The organism is Streptomyces sp. cmx-18-6 (assembly GCF_046548915.1).
Classification (GTDB): domain Bacteria; phylum Actinomycetota; class Actinomycetes; order Streptomycetales; family Streptomycetaceae; genus Streptomyces.
The window spans coordinates 126,699-148,997 of the sequence record NZ_JAEBEP010000015.1 but is presented as its reverse complement, the minus strand read 5'-3'; the positions used below and the strand labels follow the sequence as shown (position 1 = coordinate 148,997).

20 protein-coding genes are annotated in these 22,299 nt (G+C 72.8%); 8 read left to right on the top strand and 12 right to left on the bottom strand.

The features are described 5' to 3' along the window. Positions 1–63: 63 nt before the first annotated feature. Genes ACLJPL_RS29175 through ACLJPL_RS29165 form a run of 3 tightly spaced genes read right to left on the bottom strand, consistent with a single transcriptional unit; the run spans position 64 to position 3,778 of the window. Positions 64–1,755 (bottom strand): L-aspartate oxidase, encoded by a 1,692-nt coding sequence (locus ACLJPL_RS29175; protein ID WP_411083933.1) that lies wholly within the window; start codon positions 1,753–1,755, stop codon positions 64–66. After that, positions 1,752–2,831 (bottom strand): pantoate--beta-alanine ligase, encoded by a 1,080-nt coding sequence (gene panC, locus ACLJPL_RS29170; RefSeq protein ID WP_411083932.1) that lies wholly within the window; start codon positions 2,829–2,831, stop codon positions 1,752–1,754. The genes ACLJPL_RS29175 and panC overlap by 4 nt, the downstream gene beginning before the upstream one ends. Beyond that, on the bottom strand, positions 2,828–3,778 hold the full coding sequence (locus tag ACLJPL_RS29165) for a Rossmann-like and DUF2520 domain-containing protein (protein ID WP_411083931.1): 951 nt from the start codon (positions 3,776–3,778) through the stop codon (positions 2,828–2,830). The genes panC and ACLJPL_RS29165 overlap by 4 nt, the downstream gene beginning before the upstream one ends. A 166-nt stretch (positions 3,779–3,944) precedes the next feature. On the opposite strand from ACLJPL_RS29165, the gene ACLJPL_RS29160 reads away from it, so the two are divergent. Then, complete coding sequence (locus tag ACLJPL_RS29160) at positions 3,945–5,102, top strand: threonine aldolase family protein (RefSeq protein WP_411083930.1); 1,158 nt, start codon at positions 3,945–3,947, stop codon at positions 5,100–5,102. A 168-nt stretch (positions 5,103–5,270) separates the two neighbouring features. Beyond that, on the top strand, positions 5,271–6,383 hold the full coding sequence (locus tag ACLJPL_RS29155) for a DUF5937 family protein (RefSeq protein WP_411083965.1): 1,113 nt from the start codon (positions 5,271–5,273) through the stop codon (positions 6,381–6,383). A 235-nt stretch (positions 6,384–6,618) separates the two neighbouring features. Here ACLJPL_RS29155 and ACLJPL_RS29150 read toward each other — a convergent pair whose 3' ends face one another. From ACLJPL_RS29150 to ACLJPL_RS29140, 3 genes are all read right to left on the bottom strand, one after another. Further along, positions 6,619–7,227, bottom strand: a complete 609-nt coding sequence (locus ACLJPL_RS29150) for an AAA family ATPase (RefSeq protein ID WP_411083929.1) — start codon at positions 7,225–7,227, stop codon at positions 6,619–6,621. A 35-nt stretch (positions 7,228–7,262) separates the two neighbouring features. Further along, a complete protein-coding gene (locus tag ACLJPL_RS29145; RefSeq protein ID WP_411083928.1) occupies positions 7,263–7,922 on the bottom strand; it encodes a response regulator in 660 nt (219 codons plus the stop codon). A 377-nt stretch (positions 7,923–8,299) separates the two neighbouring features. Then, positions 8,300–8,500, bottom strand: coding sequence for a hypothetical protein (locus ACLJPL_RS29140; RefSeq protein ID WP_411083927.1), 201 nt, complete (start codon positions 8,498–8,500; stop codon positions 8,300–8,302). Positions 8,501–8,618: 118 nt separating this feature from the next. On the opposite strand from ACLJPL_RS29140, the gene ACLJPL_RS29135 reads away from it, so the two are divergent. Both ACLJPL_RS29135 and ACLJPL_RS29130 read left to right on the top strand, forming a co-directional pair. After that, positions 8,619–9,359, top strand: a complete 741-nt coding sequence (locus ACLJPL_RS29135; RefSeq protein ID WP_411083926.1) for a helix-turn-helix domain-containing protein — start codon at positions 8,619–8,621, stop codon at positions 9,357–9,359. A 4-nt stretch (positions 9,360–9,363) separates the two neighbouring features. Beyond that, the gene (locus ACLJPL_RS29130; RefSeq protein WP_411083925.1) at positions 9,364–9,834 is read left to right on the top strand and encodes an NUDIX hydrolase; all 471 of its coding nucleotides are present in this window, start codon (positions 9,364–9,366) and stop codon (positions 9,832–9,834) included. Positions 9,835–9,940: 106 nt separating this feature from the next. On the opposite strand, the gene ACLJPL_RS29125 is transcribed toward ACLJPL_RS29130, so the two are convergent. Beyond that, positions 9,941–11,143: a sensor histidine kinase gene (locus tag ACLJPL_RS29125; protein ID WP_411083924.1), complete on the bottom strand. Its 1,203-nt coding sequence runs from the start codon at positions 11,141–11,143 to the stop codon at positions 9,941–9,943. Positions 11,144–11,239: 96 nt separating this feature from the next. Between ACLJPL_RS29125 and ACLJPL_RS29120 the strand changes: the two genes are divergently transcribed. Together ACLJPL_RS29120 and ACLJPL_RS29115 are read left to right on the top strand one after the other, a co-directional pair. Continuing rightward, positions 11,240–12,271, top strand: coding sequence for an SAM-dependent methyltransferase (locus ACLJPL_RS29120; protein WP_411083923.1), 1,032 nt, complete (start codon positions 11,240–11,242; stop codon positions 12,269–12,271). 106 nt (positions 12,272–12,377) lie between these two features. Further along, on the top strand, positions 12,378–13,520 hold the full coding sequence (locus ACLJPL_RS29115) for an NADH-quinone oxidoreductase subunit D (RefSeq protein WP_411083922.1): 1,143 nt from the start codon (positions 12,378–12,380) through the stop codon (positions 13,518–13,520). A 156-nt stretch (positions 13,521–13,676) separates the two neighbouring features. Here ACLJPL_RS29115 and ACLJPL_RS29110 read toward each other — a convergent pair whose 3' ends face one another. The 4 genes from ACLJPL_RS29110 to ACLJPL_RS29095 form a co-directional block, all read right to left on the bottom strand. Further along, a complete protein-coding gene (locus ACLJPL_RS29110) occupies positions 13,677–14,846 on the bottom strand; it encodes a hypothetical protein (protein ID WP_411083921.1) in 1,170 nt (389 codons plus the stop codon). Between the two features lie 243 nt (positions 14,847–15,089). After that, positions 15,090–16,058 carry an ABC transporter substrate-binding protein gene (locus tag ACLJPL_RS29105; protein WP_411083920.1) on the bottom strand — a complete coding sequence of 323 codons (969 nt, stop codon included), beginning with the start codon at positions 16,056–16,058 and terminating at the stop codon, positions 15,090–15,092. 62 nt (positions 16,059–16,120) lie between these two features. After that, entirely contained in the window at positions 16,121–16,795 is a 675-nt protein-coding gene (locus ACLJPL_RS29100; RefSeq protein ID WP_411083919.1) for an ABC transporter permease, read from the bottom strand. A 3-nt stretch (positions 16,796–16,798) separates the two neighbouring features. Then, positions 16,799–17,680 (bottom strand): ABC transporter permease, encoded by an 882-nt coding sequence (locus tag ACLJPL_RS29095; RefSeq protein ID WP_411083918.1) that lies wholly within the window; start codon positions 17,678–17,680, stop codon positions 16,799–16,801. Positions 17,681–17,821: 141 nt separating this feature from the next. Between ACLJPL_RS29095 and ACLJPL_RS29090 the strand changes: the two genes are divergently transcribed. Beyond that, complete coding sequence (locus ACLJPL_RS29090) at positions 17,822–19,096, top strand: ABC transporter ATP-binding protein (RefSeq protein ID WP_411083917.1); 1,275 nt, start codon at positions 17,822–17,824, stop codon at positions 19,094–19,096. A gap of 9 nt (positions 19,097–19,105) precedes the next feature. Here ACLJPL_RS29090 and ACLJPL_RS29085 read toward each other — a convergent pair whose 3' ends face one another. Further along, a complete protein-coding gene (locus ACLJPL_RS29085) occupies positions 19,106–20,227 on the bottom strand; it encodes an alpha/beta hydrolase (protein ID WP_411083916.1) in 1,122 nt (373 codons plus the stop codon). Positions 20,228–20,451: 224 nt separating this feature from the next. Between ACLJPL_RS29085 and ACLJPL_RS29080 the strand changes: the two genes are divergently transcribed. Further along, positions 20,452–22,275 carry a phosphatidylglycerol lysyltransferase domain-containing protein gene (locus tag ACLJPL_RS29080; protein ID WP_411083915.1) on the top strand — a complete coding sequence of 608 codons (1,824 nt, stop codon included), beginning with the start codon at positions 20,452–20,454 and terminating at the stop codon, positions 22,273–22,275. The last annotated feature ends 24 nt before the right edge of the window (positions 22,276–22,299 follow it).

Below are 22,299 nucleotides of genomic sequence, written 5' to 3'. Positions count from 1 at the left end.
GGCGTGGCGGGTGGTGCGGGTGCGGCTGGCGCGGCTGCTGTCGGGCAGTCTGCTCAAGTCTGCTCAATCCGACGCGCGTACGGGCGGGAATGCGGCGGTCTCCGTACGGTGGACGACCGGCGTGCGGTCCGGGGCGATGCGGACCACCAGGTGGCGGCGCCAGTGCTCGTCGTCGCGGTCGGGCCGGTCCTCGCGCCAGTGGCAGCCCCGGGTCTCCTCGCGCTCGCGGGCGGCGGCGACCAGGACCCGCGAGACCAGCAGCAGGTTGGTGACCTCCCAGGTGTCGACCCCGGGGACCGCGTCCTTGGGGTCGGCGGCGTCCGCGTCGGCGGCGGCGCTGCGGTGCAGGGCCTCCAGCTCCTCGGCGGCGGCGGCCAGGCTCCCGGCGGAGCGGAGCACTCCCGCGCCCCGGGTCATGATGCGCTGGATCGCCGTACGCGTCTCGGGGGCGAGCAGCGCGACGGGGGCGTCGGCGTCATGGGGGGCGTCCGCCGGTTCGGTGCGCGGCGGGCGGGTCCGCGCGATGTCGGCGGCGATGCGCTCGGCGAAGACCAGGCCCTCCAGGAGGGAGTTGGACGCCAGCCGGTTCGCGCCGTGCACCCCCGTACAGGCGACCTCCCCGCAGGCGTACAGGCCGGGGACGGTCGTGCGGCCGCGCAGGTCGGTGCGGATGCCGCCGGAGGCGTAGTGCGCGGCCGGGGCGACCGGGATCGGCTCGGTGACCGGGTCGATGCCGTGGGTCCGGCAGGCGGCCAGGATGGTGGGGAAGCGCTGCTCCCACATCCGCGCGCCGAAGTGCCGGGCGTCCAGATACATGTGCTCGGCGCCGTGCTCGTGCATCTGCCGGGTGATGGCCTTGGCGACGATGTCGCGGGGGGCCAGCTCGGCCAGCTCGTGCTGTCCGAGCATGAAGCGCGTGCCGGTCGCGTCGACGAGGTGGGCGCCCTCGCCGCGTACCGCCTCGGAGACCAGCGGCTGCTGGCCCTCGCTGTCCGCGCCGAGGAAGAGGACGGTCGGGTGGAACTGGACGAACTCCAGGTCGGAGACCTCCGCCCCGGCCCGCAGCGCCAGCGCCACGCCGTCCCCGGTGGAGACGGACGGGTTGGTGGTGGCGGAGAAGACCTGGCCCATGCCGCCGGTCGCGAGGACGACGGAGGGGGCCCGGACCGCGCCGACGCCGTCGTGCTGGCCCTCGCCCATGACGTGCAGGGAGACGCCTGCCGTACGGCCTTCGGCGTCGGTGAGCAGGTCCAGGACGAGCGCGTTCTCGATGGTGTGGAGGGCGGCCTCGCGGACCGCCTCGACCAGGGCGCGGGAGATCTCGGCCCCCGTCGCGTCGCCGCCCGCGTGGGCGATGCGGCGGCGGTGGTGGCCGCCCTCGCGGGTCAGCGCGATGTCGCCGGCGTCGGTGGTGTCGAAGTGCGCGCCGGTGGTGATCAGCCGGCGCACGGCGTCGGGGCCTTCGGTGACCAGGGTCCGCACGGCCTCCTCGTCGCAGAGGCCCGCGCCCGCGACCAGGGTGTCGTCGAGGTGCTGCTCGGGGGTGTCGCCCTCGCCCAGTGCGGCGGCGATGCCGCCCTGGGCCCAGCGGGTCGAGCCGTCGTCGAGCCGGGCCTTGGTGACGACCACGGTGTCCAGGCCGGCGGCCGCGCAGCGCAGGGCGGTGGTGAGACCGGCGACTCCGGAGCCGACCACCACGACGTCCGCGTCGATGGCCCAGCCGGGGGCGGGGGCGGTCAGCCGTATTCCGGTCACGTCAGGGCTCCGAAGGTGAGGGGGATGTTGTCGATGAGGCGGGTCTCCCCGACCCGGGCGGCGACGGCGAGGATCGCCTCCCCGCTCTCGCGGTCGTCGGGGATCTCGGTGAAGTCCGCCGGGTCCACCAGCGCCAGGTAGTCCAGCACGAGCGGGCTCCTGCCCCGGGCGGCGGCCTCCTCCAGGACGGCCAGCGCGGTGGCCCGGACGGCGGCGGGCGCCCCGTTCGGCCGGGCCAGCGCCACGGCCTGGGCGTCGGCGGCGGCCCGGGCCTCGCCCAGCTTGTTGAGGCCGGCGGCCCGGTCGCCGCCGGGCGCGGTGGCCTTGGCCCGCTCGTGCAGGGCCTGCTGGGCGGCCAGCCGGTCCTGGGCGGCGAACAGGGCGCGGGGCAGGGCGAGAGCGGTGTGCCGCTCCTGCGGGGACAGGAAACGGTTGCGGCTGGAGAGCGCGAGGCCGTCGGGGTCCCGGACGGTGGGCACGCCGGTGATGCGGACGCCGAAATTCAGGTCGCGGACCATGCGGGCGATCAGGGCGAGCTGCTGGGCGTCCTTCTGCCCATAGAACGCCTCGTCGGGGCGGGTGAGGTGGAGGAGCTTGGCGACGACGGTGAGCATGCCGTCGAAGTGGCCGGGGCGAAAGGCCCCTTCGAGGCGTTCGCCCATGGGGCCCGCGGTGATCCGGACCTGGGGCTCGCCGCCCGGGTACACCTCGTCCACACCGGGGGCGAAGACCGCGTCGGCCCCGGCCGCCTCGGCGGTCTCCAGGTCGGCGTCCAGGGTGCGCGGGTAGCGGTCGAGGTCGGCGGCCTCGCCGAACTGGAGCGGGTTCACGAAGACCGTGACCACGACCTGGCCGTCCGGTCCTGCCGACTGGCGGGCGGCGCGGATCAGGGTGGCGTGGCCCTCGTGGAGCGCGCCCATGGTCATGACGACGGCCCGCTCGGCCCCGGCGGGGCGGGACAGCGCGTCGAGGTCGGCGGCGGTGCGGAGGAGGGCGGGGGCGGAGGGCTCGGCCGGGCGGGGCGCGGCAGTGGGGGGTGTGGCGGGGCGCGGGGCGGGGTTTCCGGTCGTCGTCATCGGGTCTCCCCCCGTCCGGGGCCGCCGGGGCCGCTCTCCTGGTCCGCCAGGGCGACGAGCAGGTCCTCCGCGAGCTCCGGCTTGAGGAGGCCGTGGGCCAGCGCCCGGTCGGCCGTGGCGCGGGCCATCGCGAGGTAGCCCCCCACCATCTGGGGGGCGTGTGCGCGCAGCTCCGAGACATGGGCGGCGACCGTGCCCGCGTCGCCCCGGGCCACCGGGCCGGTCAGCGCGGCGTCGCCGGAGCGCAGGGCGTTGTCCAGGGCGGCCCCCAGGAGCGGGCCGAGCATCCGGTCGGGGGCGGCGACCCCGGCCTTGGCCAGCAGCTCCATCGACTCCGCGACCAGGGTGACCAGGTGGTTCGCGCCGAGTGCGAGGGCCGCGTGATAGAGCGGACGGGACTCCTCCGCGATCCACTCCGGCTCGCCGCCCATCTCGATGACCAGCGCCTCGGCGGCCAGCCGCAGCTCCTCGGGGGCGGTGACCCCGAACGAGCAGCCCGCCAGCCGCTGGACGTCGACGGACGAGCCGGTGAACGTCATCGCCGGGTGCAGCGCGAGCGGCAGCGCCCCGGCCCGCAGCGCGGGGTCCAGGACCCGGGCCCCGTACCTCCCGGAGGTGTGGACGAGCAGCTGCCCCGGCCGGACGGCTCCGGTCTCGGCGAGCCCCTCCACCAGGGAGGGGAGCGCGTCGTCGGGGACGGTGAGCAGCACCAGCTCAGCACGGGCGAGCACCTCGGCGGGCGTCACCACGGGCACGTCCGGGAGCAGGGCTGCCGCACGCCGGCGGGAGCTGTCGGAGACGCCCGAGACCGCCACCGGGCGGTGTCCGGCGAGCTGGAGCGCCGCGGCGAGTGCGGGGCCGACGCGGCCCGCTCCCACGACGCCGACGGTGAGGCGGGCGGGGCGGTCCCTCGCGTCGAGGGGTTCCTTGGGAGCTGTCGTGTTCACGTGGCGATGGCCTTCCGTTCCAGTCCGCGGGGGGTACCGGACGATTCATCTGCATGCTACGCCAGCGTTTCGGCGAAGCCCGCCCGCCGCCCACAGCCTGTGGATAACCTCGCGGGACCGGAAAACACGGGGGCGTGCTGTCAGTGGCCCGGGCGATGATCGTCCCATGACAGCCATGGATGAGCAGGAGCAGCGGCGGCGTCGACTGGCCGCCTGGCGGGGGTCCCGGCGGGCGCTGGCGCGGCTGGGCGCGGACGGCACGCTGGGCGAGCGGCTGACGGCGCTGGCGGCCGACGCCTCTTCCGTACACGATCCGGACGACGCGGTGGATGTGTACGGGGGCGGGGTCGTCGCGGAGCTGGAGCGGCGGGTGGCCGGGCTGCTGGGGACGGAGGCTGCGGCGTTCTTCCCGACCGGCACGATGGCCCAGCAGGTCGCGCTGCGGTGCTGGGCGGGGCGTACGGGCAACGCGACGGTGGCCCTGCATCCCCTGTCCCATCCGGAGCTGCACGAGGGCGGTGCGCTCGGGGCGGTGAGCGGGCTGCGCACGGTGCACCCGACGTCCGAACCGAGGCTGCCGAGCGCCGAGGAGGTCCGGGAGCACCCCGAGCCCTTCGGCACGCTGATGCTGGAGCTGCCGCTGCGGGACGCCGGGTTCGTGCTGCCCGAGTGGGAGGAGCTGACGGCGGTGGTGGAGGCGGCGCGGGAGCGGGACGCGGTGGTCCACCTGGACGGGGCGCGGCTGTGGGAGTGCACGGAGCACTTCGGGCGGGGGCTGCCGGAGATCGCGGCGCTCGCGGACAGCGTGTACGTCTCCTTCTACAAGTCGCTGGACGGGCTGTCCGGGGCGGCGCTGGCGGGTCCCCGGACGCTGGTGGAGGAGGCGCGGGTGTGGCGCCACCGGTACGGGGGCCAGGTCTTCCAGCAGTACCCGGCGGCGCTCTCCGCCCTGATCGGGCTGGACCGGGAGCTGCCCCGCCTGCCGTCGTACGTCGCGCACGCGAAGGTGGTGGCGTCGGCGCTGGCGGAGGGGTTCGCCGAGGCGGGGGCGCCGTGGTTCCGGGTGCGTCCGGAGCCGCCGCACACGCACCAGTTCCAGGTGTGGCTGCCGTACGGGGCCGAGGTGCTGGACGAGGCGTCGATGCGGCAGGCGGAGGAGACGGGCGTGGCGCTGTTCCGGCGCTGGTCGGCGGGGGCGGCGGGCGCGGCCGGGCTGCCGCCGGGGGTGTCGGTCACCGAGGTGACGGTGGCGGGGGCGGGGCTGGAGTGGTCGGCGGAGGACGTGCGGGAGGCGGTGGGGGTGTTCGTGGGGCTCCTGGAGTAGGGGCCGTGGCGCGTGGCCGGGCCGGGGCGTCCGGGGTCCGCCCTCGAACGCCGGGCGGGCTGGGGTGGTGTCGGCCGGGCTGGGGTGGTGTCGGCCGGGCCCGGGTTGACGGCCGCCGTCAAATGAAGCGACGCCCCGTCCGCGTACGCGCACTATGGACCCGTGAGCGTGGACATAGACATCACCGGCCTGCCCCCCGAACGCATCGTGTTCGCGACCTCCCCCCTCCTGGAGCTGGGGGTCGCCCTGCACGCGCTCTCCGAACCCGGGCACCACCCCGGCGTGCACGGCTGGGTCACCGCGACCGCGGCGGCGCTGGAGCCCGACCTCGCCGACCGGCTGCTGGAGGCGGAGTTCCTGTGGCGGAACACCTTCTCCGACATCTTCATGCCGTTCGCCGGGATCCACGGGGGCGACGGCAAGACCGGGGCGACCCTCGCCGAGGACCTGGACCTCCTGGACCGGCTCGACGACGAACGGTTCGTGGCCGCGGCGCTGGAGTTCACCTGCGCCGGTCTGTACGGGGCGGGCGCGACGGCCCCGCTGTCGGACCCGGTGACGCGGGCCCGCGCCCTGGAGCTGGCGGCGGCGCGCGGGCCGCGGCAGGTGAAGTTCACCCAGCGGCTGCTGGCCGACCCCGCTCCCGTACGCCGCTGGATACGGCAGCTCTTCGAGGACTGCGACCAGGCGTTCTTCGCGGACACCTGGCGGCGGGGTTCGATCCAGCTGGTCGCCGACGCCCGGCACAAGACGGAGGTGCTCCAGCGCAAGGGCGTGCGGGAGGCGATGGGCGCGGTCTCCGCGGCCCTGACCGTGGACGAGGGGGCGGGCAGGCTCTCCGTCGACAAACTGGCCGAGGGCTGGACCACCGCCGTCGACCCGGACGTCGGCGCCGGGCTCACCCTCATCCCCACCAGCTTCGGCTGGCCGCACCTGATGGTGCTGCACTCCCGGGGCTGGCGGCCGGTGATCCACTACCCGGTCCGGCTGCCCGACCTGCCGGCCCCCGCCTCCGTCGAGCTGCTCCAGCGCCGGATGGACGCGCTGGCCCACCCGATGCGGATGCGGCTGTGCCGCAACCTCGCGCGCTCCCCGTACACCACCGGCGAGCTGGCCGACTCGCACAGCATCACCTCACCCGAGGTCTCCCGGCATCTGTCGGTGCTCAAGAAGGCCGGGCTGGTGACGACGCGGCGGCGCGGGCGTTACGTCCTGCACCAGTTGGACCTGACCGTGGTCGCCCGGCTCGGCAGCGACTTCCTGGAGGGCGTGCTGCGGTGACCCGGGAGGGCGGGTGCGGGTGCGCGAGCTGCGGTGACCGGCCGGGATGCGGGAGCGCGAGCTGAGGTGACCGGCCGGGGTGCGGGTGCACAAGTTGCGGTGACCGGCCGGGGTGCGGGTGCGCGAGCTGCGGTGATCGGCCGGGATGCGGGAGCGCGAGCTGAGGGCCCGCACCCGGCCCCTGGGGCCCGCCCCGGCCCCGGGGCTCCCGTCCCGCCCTCGGGTCACCGCAGCCTCAGTCGAAGCGGATGTGCCGCAGGCCCGTCCAGGTCCGCCGCAGCCGGTGCCGCAGCCGGCTGTCGGTGTCCGGCGTGAGCGTGAGGCCCGCCGCCCCCGCCACCAGGTCCGCCACCTGGGGCACCGTCACCTCGTCCGTACGGATGTGGCGGGCGAACTCCGGCCCGGCGAGGCGTTCCAGGCAGTCGTCCAGCCTCCGTACGGCGAAGCTGTCCCGCTTCAGCCCGCGCCCGAGGCCCCGTTCCCGCAGCCTCCGCAGGACCGTGCCCCGGTCCGCGAGCAGGGCGGTGTGGTGCACGGTGTGGCCGTCCTCGCGCAGCCCGCCGACGATCTCCGCGAAGTAGCCGGGATCGACCAGCGTCATCGGCGCGATCACTGGCCCCGGGTGCCCCGCCAGCGCCAGCCCGAGCACTTCGCGGACCCCGGACCGCCAGGCGGCCAGGTCCTGGAAGTCGCCGCGCAGGTGGGGCGGCAGGGTCCGGTGCAGGCCGAAGCCGATGTGCTCCGGATCGCAGATCACGCTGCCGGGGAGCCGTCGCCGGATCTCGTACGCGGTCTGCGTCTTGCCGCCCCCGAACGGGCCGTTGATCCACAGCAGCGTGCCCATCCCGAAACCCCCGTCCCCTCGGCCCGCTCCCGCCCTCAGCCCGCTCCCCCGCCCGCGCGGACCAGCCCGGTCTCATAGGCGAGGACGACCACCTGGACCCGGTCGCGCAGGTTCAGCTTGGTGAGGATGCGGCCGACGTGCGTCTTGACCGTCGCCTCGGAGAGGACGAGCAGGGCCGCGATCTCACCGTTCGACAGGCCCTGCGCGACCAGGAGCATCACTTCGCGCTCGCGTTCGGTGAGCTTCTCGATGTGCTTGTTCTTCGGCTCCTTCTCGCTGCTGGGCAGCATCGGCGAGAAGCGGTCGAGCAGGCGGCGGGTGGTGGACGGGGCGACGACGGCGTCGCCGCTGTGCACCGAGCGGATCGCGGAGAGCAGTTCGGCGGGCGGCACGTCCTTGAGCATGAAGCCGCTGGCCCCCGCCTTCAGCCCGGAGAACGCGTACTCGTCCAGGTCGAACGTCGTCAGGATCAGCACCTTGGGCGGATCCGGCTGGGCGCAGATGCGACGGGTCGCCTCCACGCCGTCCAGCCGGGGCATCCGGACGTCCATCAGGACCACGTCGACCGCCGTGGAGCGCAGGATGTCGATCGCCTCCGCCCCGTCCCCGGCCTCCGCCACGACCTCCATGTCGGGCTGGGCGGCCAGGACCATCCGGAAGCCCGTGCGCAGCAGCACCTGGTCGTCGACGAGCATGACTCTTACGCATCCTGCGGGTGCTGAGGTCTCTGAGGCAGTCATGCAGCCAGGGTACGCAGCGCGGAGCCCCGCCCACGGAGCCCATGAACGGGGCCGGGTCCGACGCCCTGCCCCGCCCTGCTCACCGTCGCTCAGCGGGCCGGGGCTCTACTCGGAGCGGGTCACCTTCGCGTGGTCGGTCACGACGCGCCGGAAGAGATCGTGACCGGTCCGCCCCGCGTGCCGGAGAGCCCAGTCCTGTGCGGCTTCCTGGTCGTCCCGGGGGCCGGAGTCGGCACCGCAGTCGGCAGCCGCACAGAACGCTTCGTAGGTGACCCCGCCTTCCGGGGCATGCCGGATCGTGTGGGATACGAACCGGTACACCGTCCGCGTACTCACTGGTGTCCCTCCGGGTGGCGTCGCATGTAGACGTTGCAGTCGGACACCGTGGTCATGTCGCCTCCGGCACGCGCACGGTCGCGCACGTTGGCCAACTCCGCGCAACCGGCGCATCCGTCCACGGGTGTCGGTTCCAAGGCCGTTTGCTGTAGCGGTAGTTCTACCGGTGCACTGGGATACGTCCTGGGCTCGCTCATAAGACGATCTTCCAGCCGTCGCCAGGACGGGGGAACCTCGCCCATGTCCCACTTCGGGACGTCCTACAGCGAGTAGAACGTCCCCAGGAGCGTCCGCGCAGCAGAGGGGAGAGCAGCGATGCCGAACGAGCGTTTGCGGGCCGTCATGGCGTCCGGAGGATGGACGCACGGGAGCCTGGCCGAGTCGGTGGGAGTAGACCCGAAATCCGTGGAGCGGTGGGTCAACCTGGGCCGCACACCACGGCGCGCGACAGCCCTGCAAGCTGCCGAGACGCTGGGGGAAGACGTGCACGCGCTCTGGCCGGCGCTCAGGCAGGCTCGCGCCGCGCGGGCGGTCAGCCCGGAACTGGTGGCGTTGTACGACCAGCGGGCGGACGTGCCCGTTTCCACGTACGTGGAGCTGTTCGCCCAAGCGCGGGAGCACATTGACGTACTGGTCTACGCGGGGGTGTTCCTGCATGAGGCGTACCCGCGCCTGAACGACCTTCTCCGAGAGCGGGCCGCCGGGGGATGCGTGATCCGGATCGCTCTGGGGGACGCGGACGCGGAGAACGTGCAACAGAGGGGCCAGCAAGAGAAGTTCGGTCACGGGATCGAGAGCCGCTGCCGTCTGGCGCTGATGCACTACCGGCCGCTCATCGGGGTACCGGGCATTGAACTGCGGACGCATGGAACGACGCTCTACAACAGCCTGTACCGCGCGGACGATCAGGTGTTGGTCAATGCCCACGTGTGGGGCGTGAACGCGTACGGGGCGCCCGTCTGGCACCTTCGGCGCAGTGGCGACGGGGGTGTGTACGCCGCCTACGCGAACAGCTTCAACGCCGTGTGGGAGACAGCTCGGACCGTGGAAGGGTGAGCCGATGGCACGCACCGAGTACTACGACGATCCGAACGCCCCCCGGCCCAACAGCCTGGTCGTAGCGGCCTCCGCAGTCGTCACCGACGAGCGGGGCCGCATCCTGCTTCAACGACGCCGGGACAACGATCTGTGGGCGTTGCCGGGCGGCGGCATGGACATGGACGACTCCCTGCCCGGTACGGCCGTCCGCGAGGTCAAGGAGGAGACGGGGCTCGACGTGGAGATCACGGGACTTGTCGGCACCTACACGGACCCGCGCCACATCATCGCGTACACGGACGGAGAGGTGCGAAGGCAGTTCAACGTGTGCTTTCGCGGACGCGTCATCGGCGGAACGCTGACGATCTCGGACGAGAGCACCGAACTCCGATTCGTGGACCCGGACGAGGTGAGTGAACTGCCCATGCACCCCACCCAGCGGCTGCGCATCCAGCACTTCCTGGAGGACCGGCCGACGCCCTACCTCGGCTAGCCACGGTCGACGGTCGGGGATGTTCTCCCGCGCGGAAGGCAGCGGTGGGAGGAAGCGGTGGGAAGAAGGGGTGGAAGGAAAAGGAAGGGGTGGAAGGAAGTCTCGGTCAGTCCGCCGGCTTCAGCGGCAGCAGCGCGCTGATCCGGAATCCGCCGCCGGGCCGCGGCCCCGCGTCCAGGGTGCCGCCGACCATGCCGACCCGCTCCCGCATCCCGATCATCCCGTGCCCGGCCCCGTCCGCGCCGCCGTCCTCGTACAGCTCGTGCGCCGCGCCCCGGCCGTCGTCCTCGACCAGCAGGCCGAGGCCGTCGTCGAAGTAGACCAGCCGGACGCTGGCCCCGGCGTCGGGGCCGCCGTGCTTGCGGGTGTTGGTGAGGGCTTCCTGCACGATGCGGTACGCGGTGAGCTCGACGCCGCTCGGCAGCGGGCGGGCGGTGCCCTCGACCTTGAAGTCGACGGCCAGGCCGGTCTGCCTGACCTGCTCGATCAGGTCCTCGATCTGCTCCACGTCGGGCTGCGGAACGTACTCCCCGCTCTCCCGCGCGTCGCCGGTCCTCAGCACCCCCAGCAGCCGCCGCATCTCCGCCAGCGCCTGGCGGCCGGTGGAGGAGATGGTCTCCAGCGCCTGCCGGGCCTGGTCGGGCGCGGCGTCCATGACGTATGCGGCGCCATCGGCCTGAACCACCATCACGGACACGTTGTGCGCGACGACATCGTGCAGTTCCCGGGCGATCCGGGCCCGTTCGGCGGCCACGGCCACCTTGGACTGGGCCTCGCGCTCCCGCTCCAGCCGGGCGGCGCGCTCCTCCAGCTGGCTGAAGTAGGCCCGCCGGGTCCGCAGCGAGTCGCCCATCACCCAGGCCAGCACGAACGGCACCGTCATGATGACCGTCACGAAGATCTGCTGGGGCCAGGAGCCGCCCGGCTCGGCCGCCCAGCGCACCTGCGACAGGCTGGCCGCGCTCAGGCTGCAGACCAGCGCGAGCCGGGAGGCCCAGCGCTCCCCGATCGTGGCCACCGTGAAGGTGATCACCAGCAGCGCGAAGTCGCCGATCCCCGGCCGGATGCCGAAGACCAGCTGGCCGACGCCCACCGCGATGGCGAGCAGCAGCATCTTCTCCGGAGCTCGTCGGCGCAGCGCCACCACGGTGGCGAGGCCGAGCGCGACCGGGACGGCGAGGAACATCTCCCGCCCGGCGTCGTACATGCCCGACGCCATCGACATGCCGGAGAGCCCGAGGAGGACGACCGCCCAGAAGACGTCGACGCCCAACGGGTGTCTGCGGAGAAAATCGTAAAGGCGCTGCACGTAGCCCAGCGTAAGGACAGCGGATAGGTGCCCGGGTCAACCGGAGGGTCGATCCAGATCCCGGGACCGTACTCCCCAAGGTGGAGACTTGACCGCATGACGGAGGACTGGCGCGGGTGGCGGGAGGCGGCGCAGACCGCTCTGTACGGGGACGAGGGCTTCTACCGCAGCCCGGTCCGCAGCCCGGAAGGACCGGCGGGCCACTTCCGTACGTCGGTGCACGCCTCCCCCCTGTTCGCGCGGGCGGTGGCCCGGCTGCTGGCCCGGACCGCGGGCGAGCTGGGCGCCGGCACGGTCGCGCTGGTCGATGTGGGGGCCGGGCGCGGCGAGCTGCTGACGGGGGTGCTCGCCGCCGCCCCGCAGGGGCTGGAGGTGATCCCGTACGGGGTGGAGGTCGCCGCCCGCCCGCCGGGCCTGGACCCCCGGATCGTCTGGTGCTCCGAACCGCCCCGGGGCGTCACCGGGCTGCTGTTCGCCAACGAGTGGCTGGACAACGTCCCGGTGGAGGTCGCCGAGGTGGACGGGGACGGCGTCGCCCGGTACGTACAGGTGCGGGCCTCGGACGGTGCGGAGCGCCTCGGGCCGCCGGTGACCGGGGCGGACGCGGCGTGGCTGGAGCGCTGGTGGCCGCTGTCCGCGCCGGGCGAGCGGGCGGAGATCGGGCTGCCCCGGGACCTCGCCTGGGCGCGGGCGGTGGGTTCGCTGGACGCCGGGCTCGCGGTGGCGGTGGACTACGCGCACGTACGGGGCGGGCGGCCGCCCTTCGGAACGCTGACCGGGTTCCGGGGCGGGCGCGAGGTGCACCCGGTGCCGGACGGCTCCTGCGACCTGACCGCGCACGTGGCGCTGGACGCGTGCGCGGGGGGAGCCCTGGGGGCGGTCCCGGGGGGCGTGGAGCCCACGGAGCGGAGGGGGGCGGTGGCGGTCGAGCTCACGGACCAGCGGACCGTGCTCGGGCGGCTGGGCGTGTCCGGGGAGCGGCCGCCGCTGAGTCTGGCCGCCTCGGATCCGGCGGCGTACGTACGGGGGCTGGCGGCGGCCGGCGAGGCGGCGGAGCTGACCGCGCGCGGCGGGCTCGGCGACTTCGGGTGGCTGCTGCACCGGGTGGGGCCGATGGTGCACGGGTGACCGTGGTGGGGGCGGGTGACCGCAGGGGTTGCGGTGGGGCCGGTGACGGGCTCCGCCCCGTACGGCGGCAGGGAATCCCGTACAGCGGCAGGGAATACTGGCCCCCATGACGGAGACGACGATCGGCATCGGCGGCGCGGCGGAGAGCACCGACATGGTGCTGAACATCGGACCGCAGCATCCCTCGACCCACGGCGTGCTCCGGCTGCGGGTCGTCCTGGACGGCGAACGCGTCCAGCACGCCGAGCCGGTCATCGGCTATATGCACCGGGGCGCGGAGAAGCTGTTCGAGGCGCGGGACTACCGGCAGATCATCATGCTGGCCAACCGGCACGACTGGCTCTCGGCCTTCTCGAACGAGCTGGGCGTCGTGATGGCCGTCGAGCGGATGCTCGGCATGGAGGTCCCCGAGCGCGCGGTGTGGACGCGGACGCTGCTCGCCGAGCTGAACCGGGTCCTCAACCACCTGATGTTCCTCGGCTCCTACCCCCTCGAACTCGGCGGCATCACCCCGGTCTTCCACGCCTTCCGGGAGCGCGAGGAGCTCCAGGCGGTGATGGAGGAGGTCTCCGGCGGCCGGATGCACTACATGTTCAACCGGGTCGGCGGGCTCAAGGAGGACGTCCCGGCGGGCTGGTCGGGGCGGGTCCGCGACGCCGTCGCCTCGGTCCGCTCCCGGATGGACGTGTACGAGAACCTCGTCCTCGGCAACGAGATCTTCCGGGGCCGTACGCGCGACGTCGGCGTGCTCTCGGCCGAAGCCGTGCACGCGTACGGGGTGTCGGGGCCGATCGCCCGCGCCTCGGGCGTCGACTTCGACCTGCGGCGCGACGAGCCGTACCTCGCGTACGGGGAGCTCCAGGACACCCTGAAGGTCGTCACCCGGACCGAGGGCGACTGCCTGGCCCGCTTCGAGTGCCTGCTGGAGCAGACCCTCAACGCCCTGGACCTGGCGGACGCCTGCCTGGACCGGATCGCCGGTCTGGAGCCGGGGCCGGTCAACCAGCGGCTGCCCAAGGTGCTGAAGGCCCCCGAGGGCCACACGTACGCCTGGACGGAGAACCCGCTCGGCGTCAACGGCTACTACCTGGTCTCCAAGGGGGAGAAGACCCCGTACCGGCTGAAGCTGCGCTCGGCCTCCTTCAACAACATCCAGGCGCTCACCGAACTGCTGCCGGGGACGCTGGTCGCCGACATGGTGGCGATCCTGGGCTCGCTCTTCTTCGTCGTCGGCGACATCGACAAGTAGCGGGCCCGGCTTCTCTCAGGAGACCGCCTCCCCTCAAGGGACCCTCCCCTCAAGGGACCCTCCCCTCTCAGGAGACCGCCTCCCTCAAGAGGCCCTCGTCTCTGAGGAGACCGCCTCCCCTCAGGAGACCGTCATCCTTAAGGAGACCGTCTTCCCTCAGGAGACCGCGCCGCGCAGCCGGCCCACGTCGATCTGCTCGGTCTCGTCGTGCGCGGTGAGGTCGATGACCTTGCCGACCGCCCGGTTCTGCGCCGCTCCCGTGCGGTGGGCGGCGAGCGCCTCCTCGCCGACGACGTCCGCGAGGTCCTCGTTCTGGACGGCCTCGATCGCGGCGTTCGCCTTCTGGGCGCCGAAGAAGTCGAAGCTGCCCTGGGGGGCCAGGTGGCGGCGGGCGGCGTACGGGACGACGGCCGAGGCCGTGGGGGCTCCTCGCGGCACGTGCACGGGCGCGGCGGAGACCGGAAACCGACTGCCGGGGGCCGGGGTCGGGGCCAGGAGCGGGGAGGCGGACGTGATCGGGGCCGGGGCGCTCGCGGCCGACGTGCCGTGAGCCGGGGTGCTCGCCGGGAGAGCGCTCTGAGCCGGGGCGTTCGGGACCGGGGCGTTCGGGACCGGGGTGCTCTGGGCCTGGGTGCCCGGGGCCGGGGTGCCCGGGGCCGGGGCGTTCGCGGGAAGGGCTGTCGGGGCCGGGGCGGGCAGGGCGGTCGTCGGGCGGCGGTGCGTGTGGTGCCCGCCCGCCCCGGCGGCCGCCGCGTCCTTCCCCTGCGGGCCCTCCCCCTCCGCCTTGCCCTCCGCGTCCCGCTGACCGGTGGCCCCGGCGGTGCGGCGGGCCTTCTGGAGGGCCGCGTTACGGGTGAGGTTCATCAGGGCCTCGTCCGCGCGGCGGTACGCGGCCGGGGTCGGCGTGGAGCGTCCGGCAGGCAGCTCCGGGGCCGGGGCGGCGGCCTCGATGGCGAGCTGCCTGCGGCCCTCCAGCGCACTGGCCCGCTCGGTCTCGGCGTTGGCGTACCGGCGGAGCAGGCCCGCGTGCTCCCCGCGCAGCCCGGCGAGCTCCACGCGCTTGCGGCGGAGCTTGGTCTCCAGACGGGTGCGCAGCTCGCGCGACTCCTCCAGATCCTGCTCCAGCTCGGCTATCCGCTCCTCGGCCCGCCACTCGTCACGGGTGCGGGCCCGCGTCAGCTCGGCGACCCTCAGCCCGGCGGCCCGGTCCCAGCTGCGCATCAGATACGCACCGGTCAGCGCCGCGGCGGCCACGACGGCCACCAGGCCGCGCAGGAGCAGGGGTTCGGCCAGGAGCCAGGCGCCGGCGGCACCGACGACCGACACTCCCGCCACCACGGAGGGCGGCAGGATTCTGTGAAGGGGTGGCGAATGGCGGTGGCGTCCACGTGGCATGGCCTGAAATTTACCGTGCGTACGGGTCACTTGGGGGGCCGCCCGGCAATCTGTTCTCCGCCGGTTACCTCGCGGCCCCCCAAAAGCCCGCCACCCGCCCCTTGTTTCACGATTCCGGTTACGGTTCCGGATCCGGTTCCGGTTCCGGATCACGATCGGCTTCGCGGCGGGGCCTTACTTCTTGATCAGGCTCTTCGACTCCAGATACTCCTTGGCCACGTCGGCGGGCTTCGCGCGCTCGGCGTCGACCTTGCGGTTCAGCTCCGCGAGGTCTTCCGTGGTGAGGGTGTCGGTGAGCTTTCCGAGCGCTTCGGCGATCTCCGGCGCGCCCGCGTCCTTGGCATTGAGGACCGGCAGCACGTTGTCGGCGTTCTGGAGCTTCTTGTCGTCCTCCAGGAACACCAGCCCGTCCAGCACCGCGTCCGTGGTGGTCGTCAGGACCAGCTGGACCTTGCCGTCGCGGACGGCCTGCTTGGACGCCGGGCTGCCGACGCCCTTGGGGTCGATACCGGTGACGTCGATGCCGTACGTCTTCTTCAGGCCGGGTGCGCAGAAGGGCCGCACCTCGCACTCGTCGCCCGCCGCGATCTTGACCTTGAGCTTCGACTTTCCGAGGTCGGAAAGGGTCGTGAGCTTGTTCTTGTCGGCGAATTCCTTGGAGACCGCGAAGGCGTTCTGGTCGACGGCCTTCCCGGCCGGGAGCACCTTGAGGCCCAGCGGAGTGGCGAGCTTCTCCAGGGCGGCGACCGTGGCGTCGGCGTCCCCGGAGGCCAGCGGGTTGTCCTGGGCCTTCTTGGCCCCGTTCACCTTGGCGTTGAGGAATTCGGTGATCGTCGCCGCGTATTCCGGTACGACGTCGATCTCGCCCTTCTCCAGCGAGGGCTCGTACAGCTCACGGTTCTTCACCGTGGTGACCGAGGTGCTGTACCCGGCGTCGCCCAGGATCTGCGCGTACAGCTCGGCGAGCACCTTGGACTCGGTGAACGCGGCCGAACCGACGACCAGGGAGCCCTTCTTGCCGTCGCCGCCCGAGGAGCCGGAGCCCTTCTCCTTCTCCAGGCTGTCGCCGCCGCAGGCCGCCAGCGACCCGGCCAGCGCCACCATGCCGATGACCGCTCCGGCTATCCGCGAGGTCCTGCTCATGTTGTTCTCCGTCCGAACTGAAGTAAAGAAAGGTGACCAGAAGAAGGAAGAGGGCGGGCCCGTCATGCGGCCCGGCGGTGGCGCAGCGGTGACAGCAGCCGGTCCAGCGCCACCAGCACCCCCTCCACCAGCAGGGCCAGCGCGGCGACCAGCACCGCGCCCGCGAAGACCTGCGCGGTGTCGTAGGTGTTGAACCCGGCGGTGATGATCCGGCCGAGCCCGCCGAGACCGACCATGGCGGCGATCGAGGCGGTGGCCACGACCTGGACGGCGGCGGAGCGCAGCCCGGTCATGATCATCGGGTAGGCGAGCGGCAGCTCGACCCGGACGAAGAGCTGCCCGCCGGACATGCCCATGCCCCGGGCGGCCTCCACCACGGACCGGTCCACCTCCCGCATCCCCACATAGGCGTTGGTCAGCAGCGGCGGCACGGCGAACAGCACCAGCGCGATGATCGTGGGCCAGTAGCCGGAGTTGCGCAGGGGCGTGAGCATGAACAGGGCCAGCACCGCGAAGACCGGAATGGCCCGTCCCACATTGGAGACGTTGATCGCGAGCGCGCCCCCCTTGCCGATGTGGCCCAGATACAGGGCCAGCGGCAGGGCGATGGCGCAGGCCACCGCGAGGGCGACCCCGCTCACGTACAGATGCTCGCCGAGCCGGTGCGCGGCCCCGCCGTCGCCCGACCAGTTGGCCCCGGTGGTCAGCCAGGTCCAGGCTTCGCCGATGACTCCCACGGGTCAGCCCGCCTCCACCTTCGCCGGAGCGGGTATCCCCGCCGGACCGCCCGAACCGACCGGACCGCCAGGACCGTCCGGGCCACCCGGACCGCCAGGACCACCCGGACCGTCCGCGCCACCCAGGCCACCCGGACCGTCCGTTCCCGCCTGCCCGCCCGGGCCCCTGCGGGCGCCCTTGCCGCCGCCCGCACCCGTACGCGTGTCCCCCGTCGACGCCGATATACGCGTCCACGGCGTCAGCAGCCGCTGGAGGCCCAGGAGCAGCAGGTCGGCGGTGATCGCGAGCAGCACGCACAGGACCGAGGCGGCGAGCACCTGGGCCTTGAAGAAGCTCGGGAGCGCGTCCTCGATGAGATTGCCGAGGCCCCCCTTGCCGACGAGCGAGCCGACCGTGGTCAGCGCGACCGTCGACACGGTGGCTATGCGCAGTCCCGCCATCAGCGCGGGCAGCGCGAGCGGGAGCTCCACCTCCCACAGCAGCCGCCAGGGCCCGTATCCCATGCCCCGGGCGGCCTCCTTGGCCTCCTGCGGGACCGCTTCGAGGCCGGCCAGGATGTTCCGCACCAGGATGGTCAGCGAATAGAGCACCAGGCCCGTGACGACCAGCGCGGCGGACAGCCCGAACAGGGGCAGCAGCAGCGAGAACATCGCCAGCGAGGGCACGGTGTAGAGGATCGTCGTCAGCCCGAGCACCGGTCCGGCGAAGCCTCGGCCCCGCCGCGCGAGCAGCGCCAGCGGAAAGGCGACCGCGAGCCCGATGATCACCGAGACCACCGTGATCCCGATGTGCTGCACGGTGGCGTCCGTCAACTCCTGGCTGCGGGAGCGCAGATACTCGCCGCAGATCCAGTCGTTCGTCGCCATGCAGTTCCCCTTGGCCATCCGGCCCCCACCTCCCGTTCTCCCCGTCGCGCCCGTCTCGAACTGATGTCTGGCGAGCCTATCCTCGACCACTGACAATCGCGGAGGCTGTCGCATTCCAGCAACATGTCCTTCACAGAACGCCCTCCACAATGGGGAATCATGATCCGTTTCGAGCACGTCACCAAGCGGTACGCGGACGGCACCACCGCCGTCGACGACCTGTCCTTCGAGGTCGCCGAGGGTGAACTGGTCACGCTCGTCGGACCTTCCGGCTGCGGCAAGACGACCACCATGAAGATGGTGAACCGGCTGATCGAACCGACCGAGGGGACGATATTCCTCGACGGGGACGACATATCCGCCATCGACCCCGTCGAACTCCGCCGCCGCATCGGCTATGTGATCCAGCAGGTGGGCCTCTTCCCGCACAAGACGGTGCTGGAGAACACCGCGACCGTCCCCCATCTCCTCGGCTGGAAGCGCGGAAAGGGACGCGAGCGCGCCGCCGAACTGCTCGACCTCGTCGGACTCGACCCTTCCGTTTATGGCGACCGCTATCCGGAACAGCTCTCCGGCGGTCAGCGCCAACGCGTGGGCGTCGCCCGGGCCCTGGCCGCCGATCCGCCCGTCCTGCTGATGGACGAGCCTTTCGGGGCGGTCGACCCGGTCGTCCGCGAACGGCTCCAGAACGAATTCCTGAAACTCCAGGCACAGGTCCGTAAGACCGTGCTCTTCGTCACCCACGACATCGAGGAAGCCGTCCGCCTCGGCGACCGGATCGCCGTGTACGGGAACGGCCGCATCGAGCAGTTCGACTCCCCCGCCACCGTCCTCGGCGCGCCCGCGACCCCGTATGTGGCCGACTTCGTCGGCGCGGACCGGGGACTCAAGCGGCTCTCGGTGACCCCGATCGAGGAGAGCGACCTCGACCAGCCTCCGGTCGTCCACCTCGACGACTCCCTGGCCGAGGCCACCGCGCGGCTGAGGACCGAGGGCGCGCGCTGGGCCGTCGTCCTGGACGGCCGGGACAACCTGCACGGCTGGATCCCGGCCGACGCGACCGCGATCACCGGTGCCACCGCGACCTCAGGCACCGCCGCGACCCCGGGCACCGCCGCAACCTCGGACGCCACCGCGACCTCGGACGCCACCGCGACCACCGGCACCAGGAAGCCCGCCCAGGGCACCGTCCGCGAGCACGCCCGCCGGATGGAAGCCTGGCTTCCGCTCGGCGCACCGCTCAAGCAGGCGTTCGCCACCATGCTCCAGCACGACGCGGGCTGGATCGCGGTCATCGACAAGGAGAGCGAGGGCCGCTTCCTCGGCGTCCTGACCCCCGCCCGGCTGCACGAGGCCCTGCGCCGCTCGATCGACGCGGACGCCCAGGCGCTGCCGCGCGCGGAGGTCGCCGTGGAGACGGTCGCCACCGCGTAGCCGGGGGTCTCACCGCGCGCTGAGCCGCCCGCTCAGCCACTCCAGCGCCGGCGGGATCTCCCGCCGCCAGGTCGTGAAGTTGTGCCCGCCGCTGTCCAGCACGATCGACGACACCTGGGCGGGCTTCTTCACCTTCCCGATGAACTTCATCGTGCCCTTCAGGTTCCCCTCCCCCTCCCGCGACGTCGTCACCAGGAAGGACCCGCCGGACGGCGGCCGGTTGTCCAGGGTCCACAGCAGGTCGGCCCGGTCGCGCAGCGCCTGGTCCCCGTGGAACAGGTCGCCGGTCGTCGGGTCCTCGGCGGCCCGGTAGTACGCGGACAGCCCGGCGCTCGCCGCGTAACGGTCCGGGTGGTGCAGCCCGATCTTCAGCGCGCAGTAGCCGCCGGTCGAGTTGCCGATGATGCCCCAGTTACGGGCCTGCTTCCCGACCCGGTACGACTGCGTGATCGCCTCCGGGAGGTCCTTCGCGAAGAACGTCTCCGTCTGCGGCCCCTTCGGGATGTCCACGCACTCGGTGTCCCGGGGCGGGGCGACCGTGGGCCGCAGCATCACCAGGATCATCGGCTGCGCCTTGCCCGCCTTGACCCGCTCGTGCGCCGTCTGCGGGTAGCGCAGGCCCTTGAGCAGGTTCTCCGCCGTCCCCGGGTAGCCGGTCAGCACCACGACCGCCGGGAACGTCCGCCGGGCGTGGGCGCTCTGGAAGTACTCCGGCGGCAGATAGACGTACGCCGCCGACTCGATGCCCGAGACCCGCCCGGCGATCACCACCTTGTCGATGCGCCCGCCCGCCTCCGGCACCTTGCCGCCCGGCACGTCCGGGTGCTGGGTGTCGATCCGCGTCATGTGCCGCGAGGCGAGCTCCCCCTCCGCGTGGTCGGTGACCACGCCCAGGTCCTGCTTCTGGCCGAAGAGGTCGGCCCAGGAACCGTAGAAGAGGAACGCGTTGTTGGCCGCGAGGCCGACCGAGGCGAACAGCGTCAGCTGGGTCGCCAGCAGCAGCCCGACGCGCCCGGCCACGGCCCGGGCGCTCCGCCGGGCCAGGCGTGGCCAGAACCAGACCGTGGCGGCGAACAACACCACGGCCAGGGCGGCCACGACCGCCAGGACTACGTTGCTGGTCAGACCCATGAGCGAGCTTTCTCCGCGTTCTCTCTGCTGTTCTCTGCCGTTTGCTGCGTTTTCTGCGTTTTCTGCGGTCTCAGCATGTTCTCTGCGTTGTCGGGCGGGAGATTTCCGGAATGTGGATGAACCCCCACTCCCCAACCCCCGTCCTAGAGGGAGCACATCGTCCGGCAGGCCACGGCCGACGGACTCAAGGAATGCTGAAATCTCATCTGGAGCCACGGGAAGCGATGTCTGTCACGGTAGATGGGGATAATTCGGTGTCGGTTCCGCAACGCGTCCGGCGGCTGCTGCGCGGCCCGCGGCCCGAAGCCGTACCGGCCGTCGTCGGCACCGCCTGCACCGTCGTCGGGCTGATCGACATCGCCGCGGGGGTCTTCCCGCGCTTCCGGCACAGCCGGATGCACACCCTGGCCGAAGTGCTCCCCGGGGCGCTCGGCCCGTTCGCCGCCGCGCTCTCGCTGAGCGCGGGCGTGCTGCTGCTCCTGCTCGCGCACGGGCTGAAGCGGCACAAGCGGCGGGCCTGGCGGGCGGCGGTGATCCTGCTGCCGGCGGGGGCCGTGGCGCAGTTCACGTACCGGCACTCGGTCGTCGGCGTCCTGGTCTCCCTGACGCTCTGCTATCTGCTGGTGCGCCACCGGGACCAGTTCCGGGCCCTGCCCGACCCGCGCAGCCGCTGGCGGGCGCTGGCCAACTTCATTCTGCTCGGGGCGAGTTCGCTCGCGCTCGGGCTGGTCATCGTCTCCGTGCACCCCGGCCGGGTGGTCGGCGACCCGTCCATCGCGGACCGGCTCCAGCACGTGCTGTACGGCCTGTTCGGCGTGGAGGGGCCCGTCGACTACGCGGGGCGGACCAGCTGGACCGTGGCGTACTCGCTCGGCGCGCTCGGCCTGCTGACCGCCGTCACCACCATCTACCTGGCCTTCCGCCCCGAACACCCGGCCGCCCGCCTCACCGAGGACGACGAGAGCCGGCTGCGGGCGCTGCTGGACAAGCACGGCGGCCGCGACTCGCTCGGCCACTTCGCACTCAGACGCGACAAGGCCGTCGTCTTCTCCCCCAGCGGCAAGGCCGCCGTCTGCTACCGGGTCGTCTCCGGGGTGATGCTGGCCGGCGGCGACCCGATCGGGGACGTGGAGGCGTGGCCGGGGGCGATCGAGCGGTTCATGGACGAGGCGAAGGCGCACTCCTGGACCCCGGCCGTGATGGGGTGCAGCGAGCGCGGCGGCGAGGTCTGGACCCGCGAGACCGGGCTCACCGCCCTGGAGCTGGGCGACGAGGCGGTGGTGGACGTCGCGGATTTCTCGCTCGCCGGGCGGGCCATGCGGAACGTACGCCAGATGGTGGGGCGCATCGAGCGCAACGGCTACGAGACCCGGGTCCGGCGAGCACGTGACATCAACCCCACCGAGCTGGACCGCATCCGCCGGGCCGCCGCCGACTGGCGCGGCACCGACACCGAACGCGGCTTCTCCATGGCGCTCGGCCGGATCGGCGACCCCGCGGACGGCGACTGCGTGATCGCCACCGCCCATCTGCCGGGCTCCGAGGACGAGCAGCACGGCGACCTGAAGGCCGTCCTGCACTTCGTGCCGTGGGGGCGCGACGGGATGTCCCTGGAGCTGATGCGCCGCGACCGCTCCGCCGACCCCGGCATGAACGAGCTGCTGATCGTCGCCTCCCTCCAGGCGGCCCCGGGGCTCGGCGTCGCCCGGGTCTCGCTGAACTTCGCGATGTTCCGCTCCGCGCTGGCGCGGGGCGAGCGGCTGGGCGCGGGGCCGGTGCTGCGCTGCTGGCGCGGACTGCTGATCTTCCTCTCGCGGTGGTTCCAGATCGAGTCGCTGTACAAGTTCAACGCCAAGTTCAAGCCGCGCTGGGAGCCGCGCTTCGTGGTGTTCCGCACCAGTCGCGACCTGCCCCGCATCGGGATCGCGGCGATGCAGGCGGAGGGGTTCGTGAACTTCTCGCTGCCCCGCCCGTTCCGCTCCCGGGGCCCGCGCCCGTGCGGCCACGCGCTGCGCACCGTCCCGGAGCACGAGGTGCGTGCGGCGTAGCGGGCGGCCCCACGGGCCTAGGCT

Bases quoted from the DNA above. Each gene is read 5' to 3' on its own strand.
- ACLJPL_RS29115 (WP_411083922.1), top strand. From the start codon at position 12,378: ATGACGGAGACGACGATCGGCATCGGCGGCGCGGCGGAGAGCACCGAC.
- ACLJPL_RS29140 (WP_411083927.1), bottom strand. From the start codon at position 8,500: ATGAGCGAGCCCAGGACGTATCCCAGTGCACCGGTAGAACTACCGCTA.
- ACLJPL_RS29120 (WP_411083923.1), top strand. From the start codon at position 11,240: ATGACGGAGGACTGGCGCGGGTGGCGGGAGGCGGCGCAGACCGCTCTG.
- ACLJPL_RS29095 (WP_411083918.1), bottom strand. From the start codon at position 17,680: ATGGCCAAGGGGAACTGCATGGCGACGAACGACTGGATCTGCGGCGAG.
- panC (WP_411083932.1), bottom strand. From the start codon at position 2,831: ATGACGACGACCGGAAACCCCGCCCCGCGCCCCGCCACACCCCCCACT.
- ACLJPL_RS29160 (WP_411083930.1), top strand. From the start codon at position 3,945: ATGACAGCCATGGATGAGCAGGAGCAGCGGCGGCGTCGACTGGCCGCC.
- ACLJPL_RS29105 (WP_411083920.1), bottom strand. From the start codon at position 16,058: ATGAGCAGGACCTCGCGGATAGCCGGAGCGGTCATCGGCATGGTGGCG.
- ACLJPL_RS29090 (WP_411083917.1), top strand. From the start codon at position 17,822: ATGATCCGTTTCGAGCACGTCACCAAGCGGTACGCGGACGGCACCACC.
- ACLJPL_RS29135 (WP_411083926.1), top strand. From the start codon at position 8,619: ATGCCGAACGAGCGTTTGCGGGCCGTCATGGCGTCCGGAGGATGGACG.
- ACLJPL_RS29145 (WP_411083928.1), bottom strand. From the start codon at position 7,922: ATGCTCGTCGACGACCAGGTGCTGCTGCGCACGGGCTTCCGGATGGTC.
- ACLJPL_RS29130 (WP_411083925.1), top strand. From the start codon at position 9,364: ATGGCACGCACCGAGTACTACGACGATCCGAACGCCCCCCGGCCCAAC.
- ACLJPL_RS29080 (WP_411083915.1), top strand. From the start codon at position 20,452: ATGTCTGTCACGGTAGATGGGGATAATTCGGTGTCGGTTCCGCAACGC.
- ACLJPL_RS29150 (WP_411083929.1), bottom strand. From the start codon at position 7,227: ATGGGCACGCTGCTGTGGATCAACGGCCCGTTCGGGGGCGGCAAGACG.
- ACLJPL_RS29085 (WP_411083916.1), bottom strand. From the start codon at position 20,227: ATGGGTCTGACCAGCAACGTAGTCCTGGCGGTCGTGGCCGCCCTGGCC.